The sequence below is a fragment of the Neolewinella antarctica genome (assembly GCF_011927835.1).
In the GTDB taxonomy this organism is placed as follows: Bacteria; Bacteroidota; Bacteroidia; order Chitinophagales; family Saprospiraceae; genus Neolewinella; species Neolewinella antarctica.
Genome location: NZ_JAATJH010000001.1, coordinates 996,853 through 1,012,628, shown reverse-complemented (window position 1 = coordinate 1,012,628; position 15,776 = coordinate 996,853). Strand labels below are relative to the sequence as shown.

Genomic DNA, 15,776 nt, shown 5'->3' with positions numbered 1-15,776 from the left:
AATAATAGGCGTAATTCTTCCGGTACGGAAATGATGCTTCAGCAGACTAAAAATATGGTTGTGTATAATGTTTGGATGTGCTCCGGTCACCTCCGGAGGATTACTCCTAAGGTTTATCCACCTCCAGTTAAAGTATTCTATTAAACTGGCGGGATAACCTGAGTAAATTTCACGCGTGGTAGCTCACTTTCAACTGCCCTTTAAAAACCTACTAAGTCACTAGCGCAAACGTAGCGGCTTGTGCCGTACACACTGCTTTGGGCATACGGTTATTACGTATTTCACTTGCAGCCAGCACCACATCGAGATGCCTGGTCCTTCGCAGATTTTTAGCCTTACATACACAAAAGTACAGATTAGCTCTTCTCGGCTACGCTAAAGCATCCTTTTACCTACGTTTTCGTGATTTGCTTCGGAGTATTTCATGCAGTGTTTTTGTGTCGGGAAATTTAGCTGCGTAGGGTCAATTGGTAAGTATAGTATTTAGGAGTATTGCTATTATGAATTATAAATTTTGTGATTTCGCGGATCACTGAGCGGCCAAATGTTAGTGATTGACTACTAATTCAGGGTGAAGAAATCCTTCGTCGTTGGAACGCGGGAGAACCCCGCAAACTTATCCCAACAATTTCTGCGATAGATTCGACGGGTGCTTGAATAACTGGTATTCGATAATAATGTATGTGTCTGTTTCAATTTTGAATAACTATCTTGAGTAGAATATTCGACCACTGCCGCTTATTTTCGTACTTCAGTGGTCCTTCAACGGGGTCGAATCCTTCACACTATTTATCTCACAAAATCAACTTATGATGAAACAACTACACTTCAGCTATATTCTCATCTTGTTTTTGCTGATGACTGGACAAACTTTGTCCGCCCAGTTTACCGCTCAAGGAACGATCGTCGATGAAGAAGGCATAACAATCATTGGGGCGAGCGTGCTCGTTAAGGGGTCTTCCTCCGGAACGGTAACTGATTTTGATGGTAATTTTGTGGTGAACATTCCCACCAACAAAGCCACACTCATCATTAGCTATACGGGTTATTCAACACAACAGGTCCCGGTGAGTGCTGCGAAACCGACCGTCAACATTATAATTACCTCCTCTTCTCAATTACTGCAGGAAGTTGTAGTAACTGGATATGGTGAGACGGACCTAAATACTTTTTCCGGCGCGGCTACCAAGGTTAGTACCGACATTGTCGCTCCCGCAGCCCGGTCTAACTTTGCGGAGAGTCTCGAGGGCAATGTTGCGGGCCTTCAGGTCAGCCAGGGTAGTGGCCAACCCGGTGCTTTTCAAGATGTACAAATTCGTGGATTGGGCTCGATTAACGCTAGTTCTAATCCACTTTACGTGATCGACGGTATTCCAATCTTTACGGGTAATGTCGGTGACGTCAGTACGACCAGTTCACCACTTGCGGGCATCAACCCCCAGGATATCGAAGATATTCAAGTACTAAAGGATGCTTCCGCTACTTCGATATACGGGTCGAGGGGTGCTAATGGGGTCATTGTTATCACGACGAAGCGCGGCAAAGCAGGCAAGGCTAAAATTAGTGCTAACGTTCAGACGGGCTATTCCGACGTATCTCTCGACGATAAGCTAAAACCTCTTACGGGTAACGAATACGTTGAACTGTTTACCGAAGGGTTAGTTAATCGTAGCGACTTTACGGAGGCTGAGGCCATAGCTAGAATAGAACAAAGTTATGATCTCGAACAAAATACGGATTGGTTTGAGGAGGTCACGCAACGCGGCAGATTCACCAACGCTAACCTATCCGCGTCCGGTGGGTCGGATGATCTGCGTTACTTCCTTAGTGCGGGGTACCAAGACAACGAAGGAACAATTCTAGGTTCTGAATTCCAACGCTACAGCAGTCGCCTGAACCTGGGGACGGATTTATCTGACTTAATAACCATCAACTTAAATGCCAGCGCCTCGCTTACGGAGCAGAAGACCGTTCCCACCGGCGGAACCTTCGCGAACCCCGTGCGTGCCGTATTCCGGCTGGTCCCGCTACTTCCCATCCGTAATGAGGACGGCTCCTTCGATCAGAGTTACAACCTTGGCTACAACCCAGTCGCGGAGGCAGAATTAAACAAGCGTCAATCTAATATCCTCAATCTCCTAGGCACCTTAAGTGCTACCGTTAAAATACCGTTCGTGGATGGGTTGACGTTCGAACCTTTTCTGAGCTATAATAGTGTCCAGGGTACGGATGAAGTTTTCCTCCCCCCGACTTCCGGTGCTGGTAACCCGTTGGGCCAAGGCATTGCGGATAACGATACCCAGAATAATTGGCTGGTACGAAATTCTCTGAAGTACAAAACGCGCTTTAACGACGCCCACGGTGTGGACATTATTCTGGGTATGGAAGCGCAAGAGTTTACCCGGATCAACATTGAAGCTACGGCCGAAAATTTTGCTTTTGCTAACTTGACAACACTAAATAATGGTGCTGACCCTACGTTCATCGGCGGAGAACGGACGGCCAACTCCTTAGTTGGTTACTTCTTCAACGGCAACTATAACTATAAGGGGCTCGTGTACGCTAATGGTACTTATCGTCGCGATGGGTCTTCCCGTTTTGGTAGTGACAACCGATACGCAAATTTCTTTTCGTTTGGCGTCGGTATCAATCTAGATCGGTTCGATTTCTTGGCAAGTAGCAACGTCATTACGCAACTGCGCCTTCGGACCAGCTACGGGCAGAATGGCAATCAAGCTGGAATTGATGATTTTGCTTCTCGTGGACTCTATAACACGGGTAATGATTATCAGGGTAATCCTGGCACCCTGTTGACACAGCTAGAAAACCCAACCCTCAGCTGGGAAGTAAACAAGCCATTTAATATAGGTCTTGATGTAGGTCTTTTCGACCGGATCAATATGGTGGTCGATGTCTACAGCCGCCGCACGTCCTCCTTGTTGTTCGAACAGCCAATCTCCCGTACGAACGGAGTTGAGGACATTAACGCCAACATTGGCGAACTAGAGAACCGTGGAGTAGAATTCACGCTGAATACGCAGAACATAACGAGCAATACGAACGGGTTCACTTGGTCTACGAGCTTTAATTTTACGACAAACGTAAATGAGGTGATCGCACTGCCTGACGGAGACTTTGCCGACGGCCAGCGGTTCCGGCGCGTCGGTCAACCCTGGAATACCTGGTTCCTCAATGGCTATGACAACGTAAACCCCGAAAACGGAAGACCTCAGTGGTTTGTGGACGGGGACAAGACGGAAATTACGGAAACCTATAATGATTCCGAGCCTTACGAACAGGGGACGTCGGACCCTGATTTTTTCGGGGGGATGCGTAACACAATCGGCTTTCGGGGTTTTTCGCTAACGGCTCAGTTGAACTATCGATGGGGCCAGAAAATCTACCACCGTTGGCATTCCTTCACCCACACCGACGGCTCTCGCGGCTTGGGTAGTACGGGCAACGTAGCTCGGTCCGTTTATGACCGCCGTTGGCAAAACCCAGGTGACATCACCGATACTCCTGAATTTGTGGTCAGTCGTAATTTTGGCGGTCGCAATGCCTCCACTCGCTTTCTCTACGATGGAAGTTACGTGAGTCTGCGCGACGTTATCCTTGATTACACTTTTGCTTCGGATCTCCTCCGCAAGGTTAAGTTCGGTAGCGTGAGAATTTTCGCTCAAGCCAGTAATTTATATATCTACACAAAGGACGACCGGTTAGAGCGCGACCCGCGCACAGACGTCAGTGGAATTATTGACCAGGAAATTCCGATTCCTCAGACGATCACGTTTGGTCTGGACGCTACGTTTTAAACCACTATACTTACTTATTACAATTATTCAGAATGAAAACATTCTTCAACATAATTTTTTTGGGGGTAGCTACGTGTATCCTCCTACCTTCCTGCTCGGATGAATTCTTGGAGCAGACACCGGAACAATCTTTATCGGTTGACAACGCAGTGGTGGACCTCATCTCACTCACCGCCGCTGTGAACGGGGTTTATAGTAATATGCAAGACGCTAATGTGTATGGCTGGGACCTTCCATTGATTCCCGATCTGCGCGCTGACAATGTCTACGTCAGTCAGCAAAACGCCGGCCGATTTATCGATTTTGGTGATTTTGAGTTGACCGACCAGAGCGGTCGACCGGAGGATGAATGGACGGATATGTACGAAATCATCGTGAATACGTCCAACATAATTAACCGCGTGCCCGCGGCTACCTTTCTTCCTCGCGAGCAGGAAGGTGCGGATCAGTTACTTGGCGAGTCGTACGCGTTGCGGGGGCTTACCTATTGGAATCTGCTACGCATGTTTGCTCCACCATACACAAACAACGGTGGCGATAGCCCCGGCGTACCCATTACTAACGAAGGCACGACTGGTGAAATCATTGCCCCTTCCCGCGAATCCGTTGCGGTGGGCTATCAGCAGGTAATTTCAGATTTAATAACTGGAATTGATTTGATGACGACTAATGACGATGGCCGCTTGGGTAAATCCGCTGCGCAGGGTTTTCTCGCTAAGGTCTATTTGTACCAAGAAGACTGGGTGAACGCCGAAACTCAGGCCACCTTCGTGATAAGTGACGATAAATATTCGTTGTATCCGGACAGCAGCGCTTGGTTCGGCTCCTATGGTTCAAATTTTGGAACGGAGGACTTATTTGCTCTACAAAATTTACCCGCCGATAACTTCGGTGTTAATTCCATTGGTGGAATTATGGATCAGAACGGTTATGGCGATATTCTCGGGACGCAAGATCTTTATGATGTTTATAGTACTAGTGACTACCGTCGGAGCGCGATGGTGTTTGGCGACCGCGTCGATGGAGAGTCTGGTGTTTACTTTCTCTCTCCAAAATACCCCAAGGGTGAACTCGGGGAGGATTACATTAAAATTTTGAGGCTATCGGACGTTTACCTGATTCGCGCCGAGGCTCGCGCAGAAACAGGGAATGAGGATGGAGCGCGTGAGGACCTCAACGACGTTGCTAGCCGACGAGATATTGAATATGAAGATTCTGCTGATTCGGGCGATGACTTAATCGAAGCAATCATTCTCGAACGAAGGAAGGAATTAGCATTCGAGGGGGACCGCGTTTTCGACCTCATGCGTCACAAGCGGACCTGGACAAAATTCCGGTCGTTCGAAGACGAGGTGATCAGTTGGGATAATGACCAACTAATTAACCCCATTCCCCGGGCGGAAATAAATGTTAACCCTAACATCACGCAGAACCCCGGTTACTAATCCGAGTGTAATCCTTTAAACCCGGATTGATGGTACGCGCGGCGGAATCGATACAGCTAAAATCTTCAACCATGAAGGTCCGGGCGTATTGGTTCCGCTTTGCTGTACGTACCTACTTGCTACAGAACATTCGCCCTGCACCCGCGACCGCGCCACGGTGAAATATAAATGGTTGAGCTACAGTAATGTAGGAAAGTCCTGCGCCGTAGCACACTCCCATGATAGGACCTTGCACTACCTTCGCGCGAAACCACAAAGCCCCGCCCCATGCCCGCCCCCACCGCCTACTCCGCCGCCAACGTCGAAGCCAAATGGTACCAACACTGGCTGGAAAAAAACTACTTCCACTCCGAACCGGACGAGCGGGAGCCATTCACCATCGTCATCCCACCACCCAACGTGACGGGGCTGTTGCACATGGGGCACATGCTCAACAACACGATCCAGGACATTCTGATCCGCAAGGCGCGCCTCGACGGGCGCAACGCCTGCTGGGTGCCGGGGACGGACCACGCCAGCATCGCTACCGAAGCAAAAGTGGTCAAAAAACTTCGCGCCCAGGGCATCAAAAAATCAGATCTGACGCGCGATGAATTCATGACCCACGCCTTCGCCTGGAAAGAAGAATACGGCGGCATCATTCTCGAACAGCTTAAGCAACTCGGCGCCAGTTGCGACTGGGAGCGGACGCGCTTCACGATGGAGCCGGAGCTTTATAAGGCGGTCATAAAAGTATTCGTTAGTCTGCACAAAAAAGGGCAATTATACCGTGGCCTGCGGATGACCAACTGGGACCCAGCCGCCCAAACCGTGCTCAGCAACGAAGAAGTCATTCACACGGACGAGAACAAGAATCTTTACCACGTTCGCTACAAAGTCGCCGGCACCGACGATGAGTACATTGTCATCGCCACCAGTCGCCCCGAAACCATTCCGGCGGATACGGCCCTGGCCGTTCACCCGGACGACGAACGCTACCGGAAGTACCACGGCCGCAAGGTGATCGTCCCCCTCGTCAACCGGGAAATTCCCATCATCGTGGATGACTACGTCGGAATCGACTTCGGCACCGGTGCCCTCAAGGTTACCCCGGCGCACGACATGAACGACAACGCGCTCGGTGAAAAGCACGGTTTGGAAGTGATCGACCTGCTCAACCCCGACGGGACGTTGAACGCGAACGCGCAATTCTTCGTCGGCATGGACCGAGAAGAAGCTCGCGTGGCCTTCGTCAAAAAGCTAAAAGCCACTGGCGACCTACTGGAAACAAAACCGTACCGTACGAGTGTGGGCCGCAGTGAGCGGACCAACGCCGTCGTCGAGCCCCGACTGACCTTGCAGTGGTTCCTCCGCATGGACGACATGGCCGTCACTGCCCTCGGCGCCGTCGAATCCGGTGAAGTAAAATTCCACCCGGAGAACATGGTCAATATGTACCGCAGTTGGCTCAAACCCGAGAACGTTCGCGATTGGTGTGTCAGCCGCCAACTCTGGTGGGGTCAGCGTATCCCGGCCTGGTACTGGAATGACGAAGTATTCGTTGCCGAAACCGCCGAAGAAGCCCTCGCCGAGGCCAACCGGAAACACGCCACGGCCGACATCAAGATGGAAGATCTCAAACAGGACGACGACGTGCTGGATACCTGGTTCTCTAGCTGGCTCTGGCCAATCTCCGTTTTCGATGGCTTCAAAGACCCGAAGGAGCTGGAATACTATTACCCCACTTCCGACCTCGTCACGGGCTGGGACATTATGTTCTTCTGGGTCGCGCGGATGATCATGGCTGGCTACGAATTTTCCGAAGATCTACTGCCGAAAAAACTGATTGAGGAGAAGGGTAAGATGCCCTTCAAGAATGTCTACTTCACCGGCATGGTCCGGGATGAGAAACGGCGGAAGATGTCTAAATCTCTCGGAAACAGTCCCGATGCGCTGGAGTTGCTGAAAAACTACGGAGCTGACGGCGTCCGTTTCGGAATGATGCGTTCCGCCGCGGCGGGTAACGACATCGTCTTCGATGCGCCGATCGATCCGGAGACTAAGGAGGTCTTAAATACCTCGGAACTTTGCAACCAGGGCAAGAAATTCTGTAACAAGATCTTCAACGCTAACCGGTTGATTCAGGGGTTCGAGCAGGTCGACCGAGCACCCGATCCCGTCACGGTGCTGGCCGGGCGGTGGCTGGAAGCGAAACTGAATCAAACCATCACGGAAGTCGACCGTATGCTCGGCGAGTACCGCATCAGTGAAGCGTTAGCTACCCTGTACAATTTCATCTGGGGCGATTTCTGCTCCTGGTACCTCGAAGCCATCAAACCGGCGGACGGTAAGTTAAGTAGCGAAACTTACGAGCTTACAATTAGTGCCTTCGAGCGAATGATGACTTTGCTGCACCCCTTTATGCCTTTCATCACGGAGGAAGTTTGGCACCAGTTGCGCGAGCGGAAAGACGGGGAGGATTGCGTCGTCAGTACCTGGCCCACCGCCGGCTCGTTCGACAAAAAAGTGATTGAGGACTTTACGCTTTTGCAGGACATTATCTCCAGCACGCGGGATATTCGCAACCAGCGGGGCGTTACCCAGAAGGAGGAATTGAAGCTATTTGTGCAGCGGAGCGAAGCGACAGAGGCCTTAATAGGCGCGGTCGCTGGTGCCAAGGACTTTGTCGAAAAGAGCGGGGTAATGAGTTCGGTAGAATTAACGGACTCAACACCAGATAATGCTTTGCCTTTCCTCGTCGGTAACGACAAGGGTTACCTGGTTCTCAACGAAGAAATCGACCTGGAGGGAGAACGTGCTAAGATCAACGAAGAGATCGCTCGTTTAGAAAAGCAAGTTAATGGAGTCAACCGGAAACTAGCCAATGAAAAATTCGTGAGTAACGCACCAGACGCCGTCGTAGCGATGGAACGGAAGAAGTTGGCGGACTGGTCGGCTAAAATTGACTCTTTGCGGGCGATGGTATAGTTAAGACACGAGTGCTTAATCCACTTCCGCCGCATGCAGCAATTCCAGTGCTTTCTCGAATACCGCGTCTCGACCAGCGGACAGATCTTCTAAGCTGTTTTCCATCCAGAAATCGGGCTCGAAGAAGCGTCCTTTCTCCGGGGCGGGGCGAACGAAGTACTCACTGGCGACCGAGCCGGTGAACCCGGACTCCGGTAATGAGTAAGGCCTCAAGCCAGTAGCGCCGGTAGGGTTGTTGCCAACCGTTGTTCCGATTACGGTAGCAATCTCATTATCCTGCAAAAGCGTAGTAAACAATGCTGCCGCCGATCCGGTGCCCGGCCCCACGAGCACCATCACTTTGCCATCGAAAACGGTGCGGTCGGAAGGGATGAAGTAGGGGGAGTCAACGTCCTTCATCTCCGAAAATAGATCTTGGTCTTTGCGTGTTGTCTCTCTGGAATAAAGCTTATTCATTTCCGGTGGGGCACCATTAACCTCGGCATAATTCTTCACGAAACGCCTGTACTCTTTTTTGTCCGTCTGGCGAAAAGCCTCGGATAAATACAGGAATTCATCGAATCCCTTTAGATCGTCACGGTCGGTCAGGTGGTAGAGCAATTGTAAGCAAAGTAGTAGGCTGCCACCGCCATTGTTGCGCAAGTCGATAACCAAGTTCTTAGCGCCACTTGCAGTCAGTTCAGCCATACTGGTTTCTAAATAGTCCCGAAATACGGGCCGCGAATAGTCTATCTCGAAGCCCCCCGGTGCATTTTTAAATTCTTTCTCTTTTCGGGCCATGCGGTTGAGGTACACGCGGGCCAGAGGTACGACAAAAGGGCGTACGTAATCCGGTATCGTTGCTCGCGCATCCACCAGATCGTAGCATTTATTAAATTGCAGGTAACCGAGATCTTGCTCCGGATGCAGGGTGAGATCATAATTATGGTCGCGGTATTCAGTGATTACTGGTTTAGGGTATTCTATGTCCCGAAAATTGATGTCTTCGTCGCTGTTTACCGCTGGGAGTGTAACTGACCGGCCATCCGCGAAACCTATCTCCAGCGAATCGCCCTCGGCGATTAAGCCCATGAACGCTAAAATCGATGGTCGGCACACGTAACTACCAAACTGCCTGCGTCTACTGGTTGCGTTTTCCGCGGAGAAGTACGGAAAAACGCGTTTCTCCACCTGCGCCATGGATAAACCAGCCAGGGAAGTGACTTCCGAGCCGATGAGGTCGAGCGGAAAATTTGCTTGAAGGTTAGCTAAATAATAGCGCCCTCCGTAAGGGTGCAAAATGAATGGAAACAAACCGTACGCAGTTCCTCCTCGCATCCAAGTGTGCTGATTCTCAAAGTTTCCTAGATAGTACCGAGTGGTGACCGCGAACTCAAATTCCGTCATCGCGGGATCGGCTAAAACGACCAGTAAGCTATCGACGACCTTTTGGCGGCGTGCGGCGGGGAAAACCTCCTCGATTAGGGGGAAAGTATTTACGCACAGCGCATCCAAGTAAAGTAGGTCGCGCTGGTACTGATTGGCCGCCCGGTAACTGGCTTGTGACGTGATGGTCGGCTCATACTCTTTCAGGCCGTTTTTGAGAAAGAAGCTGCTACAGGAGGAAAATAGTAGACAGGTCAAGGAGAACAGAAGGAGGCGCATAGACGGGGATTAGTTGCAGTAAAATACACCTCACCTGTACGGGATAAGATCAATTAACTTGGTCTTAACAACCCTGCTGGAAAGAGTTGGTGAACGACAAATTCGTGAATAACGCACCGGACGCCGTCGTAGCGATGGAACGGAAGAAGTTGGCGGACTGGTCGGCTAAAATTGACTCTTTGCGGGCGATGGTTTAAGTAGCACCTCGCCGCTCCACTCAGGCGTATCTACTGGAATCAAGGTAGTACAGGTGCACAGGTCATTGCTAAGCGACCAACATTGCTATTCTAACTTGCCCGGCACCCGCCCCGATAGCTATCGGGGCGCAAAATGAGAGCGGAGAATCAGTTCAATTTGTTGGCCGGCAGCATCACAATGAGCCTTAGCAGCCACTCTTCCCCGTAGCGATCCAGCCACGTGAAGTACTCAAAATGTAACCAAGCGGATGCTCACCGGGTAAATCAGGAGCGTAGCCGGACCAGAGGGCAGCCGGCACGCTAGTATTGTCCACTTTAAGATGGCCTTCCGTTGCGTTCAACTTTTCCCAACTACCGCCATCTTGTGACCGGTAAATCTCCGCCACGGCGCTGGTCGCGTAGAGGTAGCCCGCGTGCGAATATAGTTGGCTTATGGCCCAGTCCGTCTTAAGGTCAGTCCAGGTGATCTCACCGGCTGCGTACACGCCGACACCATTCTGGCGAGCCACGAACAACTGCCCCTGGTGTGGTGCGATAACGTTAATAAGGGCCATTTCTCCGCTTCTACTCCAGGTGTGTGCTCCGTCGGTCGACGTGAAAATGCCCGTGTCCGTGCCCGCGTAGAGCCTGCCGTCGTAGAAACAGAGGGAGCGGACATAACCACCTTTGTCGATGTTAAACACGGGGCGGCTCCAGTGCCGCCCGCCACTTCGAGATACGTAGACGCCCTGAAAAAGCGTCCCGAGCACGAGTAGGTCACCGGCCGCGGCGATCGAACTGGTGCTTTCGAGATTAATCAACCCGCTGCTGCGTTCCTCCCAACTCGTCGCCCCGGCTGGCAAAGCATACACCTTGTTGAAAGTTGTCAGATAGATTGTCCCGTCGTGCTCGAGCACGTCGCGCGGGCTAGTCCCAGGGGGTAGGCCCGCGTCGAGATAGTACCAGGAAGAACCCGTGTCGTCACTCAAAAAGATGGTAGCCCGGGGGTTCTTCTCCGTGGGCTGAAGTGAATCAACGGCACCCGGGTCGGAGGCCAGGAGCACGAATAATAGCAGCATTAGGTAAGAAACCATGAGTAGTGGTATTTCCTTTAAGTTAAGCTTTCCTTTACTACCACGAGAGAATACTTTTGGATCGGTCCAAACAATGTCTAAAAACAAAACCGCCACCCGAACGAATTCGGATGGCGGTTTTGATGGCTTTAAAGGGTAATTTACTTGGTCCCTTCTTCATCATCACAAGTCTTGGCGCAGGACTTACTGCACGTTTTCTCCTTTAGTTCCTCCGGCTTACAGCAGTTAGCCAAGTTCGCCTGTGCCTTCGGGCGGGGTGGCACGTCATCGGCTTCGTAGCCAGTATTGGCGATGGCCTGGCGCAGGGTGGCTACGTCGACGAGTGCGTCGTCAAATTTGATCTTTACCTTTTTCGTAACGAGATCGAGCTCCGCCTTCTGGACGCCTTCAATGGCCAGCAAGTTCTTTTCGATGCTCACCTTGCACATCTCGCAGATGGCGTTCGTCTGAATTGTCACCTTTTCGGGTGGGGCGGCCATGTTGAGAAAAGCAAAGACGGCGACTAAAATGGGGAGAAAGCGCATGGGTTGTTTCGTTTGTGCTTTAAAGATACATTCCAGATGGGGCGTTGGATCACTGGGCGGCGGGGTATTAGGAATTGTTTAGGCTTTAGGGTTCGGGTTAGGGTAGTGATCGGTAGTTCCCATTTATCCGAAATTTCTCCATTAACGTTATCGTGGTCTTGTGCCGGTTCCGTGTATCTTGACCTTTCATTTAATGAACTGACCTAACGCAACCGGATTATGCCACATCAATACAGAAACATACAAGAATAAGTAGACGGTGCTTCGACGTAGCCGTACACCGATTTTTGTGCTTTTGTGTTTATGTGGCAAAATAATCTGCGTAACATCAGTAAATAACTAGCCCGCCCATGCGCCACGTTCGTACGATCCTCTTTTTGCTTTGTGTGTGCTCACAAATGGTATATAGTCAAGCCTTTCCCGCCGTCCTCTCCCTCAAAAGCCAGGGCGAAACCCAGGACCGCTGGCTCCAAATCCGTACCGCAACCATCTTACCCGAACTAATGCGCCGGGAAGGTGTCGACATGTGGGTACTCATCAGCCGGGAATACAACGAAGACCCCGTGCTGATGACCATGCTCCCCAGCAAGTGGATGGGCGCACGGCGAACGACGATGCTACTGATCTACGACCCGGGTGAAGGCAAACCGCTCGAAACCCTCGCCTGCGCCCGGTACGACGTCGGCGACGTATTCAAAAAAGCCTGGGACCCGGAGGCACAGCCCGACCAGTGGGCCGCCCTCGTCGAATTGATCGAAGCGCGTAATCCCACCAAAATTGCCGTCAACCGATCTGAACACTTCGGCCTCGCCGACGGACTCAGCGCCTTTCACCACGAAACCCTGTTAGCCAAACTTCCCCCGCACCTGCGTGCACGCATAACCACCGGCGAAAAGCTGGCCATCGGCTGGCTCGAAACGCGCATTCCGGAGGAAATGACCGCTTACCGCCAGGTCATGGGCGTCGCCCACGCGATCATCGCCGAAGCCTTCTCAAACCAGGTCATTACCCCCGGCGTGACGACAACCGACGACGTGATTTGGCACCTGCGCGAGCGCGCCAATAAGCTTGGCCTCGGCATCTGGTTCCACCCGACGGTCGACGTGCAGCGTGCCGAAAACCAGGAGCTCTACGCCTTCAGTGGCCGGCCGGACGCCACCGTGATCCAACCCGGCGACTTACTCCACTGCGACTACGGCATCATCTACCTCGGCCTCAACACCGACACCCAGCACAATGCCTACGTCCTCCGCCCGGGCGAAACTCAGGCCCCGGATTACCTCACCGAAGCCTTCCGCCAGGGCATGGAAACGATGGACGTACTAACGAATAACTTCCAAAATGGCCGTTCGGGCAATGACTTGCTGGCGCGGACGCTGGTGCAGGGGAAAGAACGGGGGCTGCGCCCGACGGTCTATTCCCACCCCATCGGCTACCACGGCCACGGCGCCGGCCCCACCATCGGGCTTTGGGACCAGCAGGGCGGCGTTCCCGTCCGCGGAGACTATCCTATTTACCCAAATACTGCTTACAGCATTGAGCTCAATACCAAAGTTTACCTGGAGGAGTGGGGCAAAGACATCCGCATGATGATGGAGGAAGACGGCTTCTGGGACGGCGAAAACTTTAACTACATCGACGGGCGGCAGCTGAAATTATACCTGATCCACTAATAGTATGTGGTGGACGCAAAAGCACAAATTCAGCTTTACCACCGTTGACTTTGTGTTTCTGTGTTTTTGTGGCAAAAAAATGCTCACGTGAAGCCTGGCGGTTTAACCTATTCCACCGTGTACCGAACGCCGATGAACGCCATCGTCCCAAAGATCGGCTTGTAAACCTGCGTAGCGTCAAAGTAGTCGCCGGTAAGTGGCGCGTCGGCTCCGATTACCGCATTGGCCTGGCGGTTATTCGTCAGGTTTTCACCCCCGAAGTAGAGCTCCGTCTTAGCGTTGGCGACGTACGTAAATTGTGCGCTCAGCAGCCCAAAACCGGGCGAGCGTTGCGGTTGGGTAACTTCGACCGTTGCGGGCAGGTTGCCAAAGTCGATCAGCCGCTGCTCACCGACGTACTGGTAATTCAGGTGCGCCTTGATCCGTGCGCCGTCGTAGCCGATCGTGGCCAAGTACCGGTGCTTGGGCGTGAGGGGTACTTCGCGCAATCCGCCTTCCCGGTAGGTCTGTTTGACGTCGTTGTATTTGTAAGCTAGTTTGACGTCGACGAGCGGGAAGATTTCATAGTTGAGGCTGGCGAGTAGGCTGTTGGCCCGGCTGACGCCGTCGAGTTGGTAGAGGCGCAGCGTGCGGAAATCCTGCTCGGCGTCAACGATGATCTGGTCGGTGAACACCGTGCGGTAAGCATCCAGCACGAACTCAAGCTCCCGGTCACCGACGTCGACGTGGCCGGTCACGTTGGTGCCGTAGTTCCACGCTTTTTCCAGACCAATGAACCCGGCACCGTCGGCGTCAATCGATTCTCTGCGATCGAGCGTGACCCGTCGGCTGGAGGGAAGCCAGTTCAAATTGTCCACCAGGAGATTAGGCGACCGCCAGCCCCGCCCGGCGGAGGCCCGCACGGCAAACTGCTCGCTGGGGTTGTACTTGAGGTTCAATCGGGGCGAAATTTGTGTGCCACCGAGATTATGCTCCTCCACCCGCAGGCCGACAATGGCGGTAAAGGCGCGGTAGGGAGCACCCGTCCGGTCTTCCTCCCAATTAAACGTGTACTCCCCAAAGGCACCGACGGTATTTTCGCCTCGCGAAAAATCCTGCTCGTTCAGGAACTCATCGAACCGGTCGGAGCGCGCGGTGATGCCCGTAGTCACCAAATGTTGATCGTTGGCGATGCGCGTTTGGTAAAGTCCGTTGAAGTAAAATGACTGCTGCTCGCCCCGGTGGCGTTTTTCACCGTACACATTTTCGAGTTGGTGGAAACTGGCGCTGTAAATCGTGCCGAGGGACTGGTGGGGCTTGTTAAACCCGAAAAAACCGGTTTTACCCCAAACTTCAAACCTACGATTATCCTGATTGATCTGGTAGCCATCCGGCCGGCCACCGGGGAGGTCGGTCTGCCCGCCTTCACGCCGGTCGTAGGCGCCCAGCGCATTCCACTGACCCTCCCAGTTACCGCCGCCATTTTTGAACAGCCGCACCATGCCTACGCCCGTTTGGCGGTTCGGCATGTCGCGGAAGCCATCGTCGTCAAAATCTTGGTTTCCGCCCGTAAAGGAGCCGTGGGCCGCCCCGCCGAGGTAGAGGTTCTCCGCGATCTGCTTATTACCCAGCACGTTGATTTCTCCCCGGCCCTGGCTGCCGGCAAAGGCGTTCAGGTAGAGTTTCGGGCCGTTGACGGGCTTAATTAACTCAGTATTGATCTCGCCGGTCATGCCCTGAGCGCCGCTTTCCAGGCTCCCGCTGCCCTTGCCGATCTGGATGCCCTGCACCCAGGGGCCGGGGATGAGGTCGAGTGCGTAGGGGCTGGCGAGCCCGTCGAGCATCGGTCGTTTTTCGAGCGTAATTTGGGTGTAGTTGCCCCGGAGGCCGAGCATCTGTATCTCGCGGCGGCCGGTGAGCGGGTCGCCGTAGGTTAGGTCGACGACGGCACTGTTCTCAAAGCTTTCGGCGAGGCTGCAGCAGGGCGCTTTTCGGAGTTCTTTAGAACTAATCGATTCGATGTTGCGCGTCTTGAGCACGGAAGCGGAGTTGCCATTGTCGCGGGCGGTGACGGTCACGTCGCCCAGGGTAGAAGCCGCTTCCAGTAGGATAACGGTTAGTGGCAGATTCAATTCGCCAACGTGGAAAGATTGGGGCGTAAAACCAAGGTAGGAAATGGTGAAATGGTGCTGGCCGGCGACTTCGGGTAACGTGAAGCTACCGTCGAGTTCAACGGTCGTGCCCGTTCCGTCGCCCCAGGTGACGGTAGCGCCGGCTAGGGGGTAATCGTCTGCGTCCACCACCTTTCCTTGCACCTGCGCCAGCGCAAAAAAAGGTAAACACAGGAGAATAAACAGGGGAAGGATGCGCGGACGCGGGTGCCAACGTAATTGGCAATTAGCAATAATTTTAAACACGGGATACAAGATTTTTCGATTAGAGAAGTACGATACTGAAGC

General features: G+C 52.7%; 9 protein-coding genes. 5 read left to right on the top strand and 4 right to left on the bottom strand.

Features of this window, described 5'->3' with window-relative positions; all coding sequences use genetic code 11:
- The first annotated feature begins 809 nt into the window (after positions 1-809).
- The 3 genes from GGR27_RS04075 (at position 810) to GGR27_RS04065 (ending at position 8,227) form a co-directional block, all read left to right on the top strand.
- Positions 810-3,815 carry a SusC/RagA family TonB-linked outer membrane protein gene (locus tag GGR27_RS04075; protein ID WP_168036101.1) on the top strand — a complete coding sequence of 1,002 codons (3,006 nt, stop codon included), beginning with the start codon at positions 810-812 and terminating at the stop codon, positions 3,813-3,815.
- Positions 3,816-3,847: 32 nt separating this feature from the next.
- Positions 3,848-5,260: a RagB/SusD family nutrient uptake outer membrane protein gene (locus tag GGR27_RS04070; protein WP_168036100.1), complete on the top strand. Its 1,413-nt coding sequence runs from the start codon at positions 3,848-3,850 to the stop codon at positions 5,258-5,260.
- Between the two features lie 267 nt (positions 5,261-5,527).
- Positions 5,528-8,227: a valine--tRNA ligase gene (locus tag GGR27_RS04065; protein ID WP_168036099.1), complete on the top strand. Its 2,700-nt coding sequence runs from the start codon at positions 5,528-5,530 to the stop codon at positions 8,225-8,227.
- A gap of 15 nt (positions 8,228-8,242) precedes the next feature.
- Here the strand turns inward: GGR27_RS04065 and GGR27_RS04060 are convergent, their stop codons facing one another.
- A complete protein-coding gene (locus GGR27_RS04060) occupies positions 8,243-9,871 on the bottom strand; it encodes a S41 family peptidase (protein ID WP_168036098.1) in 1,629 nt (542 codons plus the stop codon).
- 89 nt (positions 9,872-9,960) lie between these two features.
- Here GGR27_RS04060 and GGR27_RS20235 point away from each other — a divergent pair, with 89 nt between their 5' ends.
- Entirely contained in the window at positions 9,961-10,068 is a 108-nt protein-coding gene (locus GGR27_RS20235) for a hypothetical protein (protein WP_168036097.1), read from the top strand.
- Between the two features lie 185 nt (positions 10,069-10,253).
- Here the strand turns inward: GGR27_RS20235 and GGR27_RS04050 are convergent, their stop codons facing one another.
- The gene (locus GGR27_RS04050) at positions 10,254-11,126 is read right to left on the bottom strand and encodes a WD40/YVTN/BNR-like repeat-containing protein (RefSeq protein ID WP_168036096.1); all 873 of its coding nucleotides are present in this window, start codon (positions 11,124-11,126) and stop codon (positions 10,254-10,256) included.
- 155 nt (positions 11,127-11,281) lie between these two features.
- Positions 11,282-11,665, bottom strand: a complete 384-nt coding sequence (locus GGR27_RS04045) for a heavy-metal-associated domain-containing protein (RefSeq protein WP_168036095.1) — start codon at positions 11,663-11,665, stop codon at positions 11,282-11,284.
- Positions 11,666-12,063: 398 nt separating this feature from the next.
- On the opposite strand from GGR27_RS04045, the gene GGR27_RS04040 reads away from it, so the two are divergent.
- Positions 12,064-13,338, top strand: a complete 1,275-nt coding sequence (locus GGR27_RS04040) for a M24 family metallopeptidase (RefSeq protein ID WP_209037868.1) — start codon at positions 12,064-12,066, stop codon at positions 13,336-13,338.
- 107 nt (positions 13,339-13,445) lie between these two features.
- Here GGR27_RS04040 and GGR27_RS04035 read toward each other — a convergent pair whose 3' ends face one another.
- On the bottom strand, positions 13,446-15,734 hold the full coding sequence (locus tag GGR27_RS04035; protein ID WP_168036093.1) for a TonB-dependent receptor: 2,289 nt from the start codon (positions 15,732-15,734) through the stop codon (positions 13,446-13,448).
- Between the last annotated feature and the right edge of the window lie 42 nt (positions 15,735-15,776).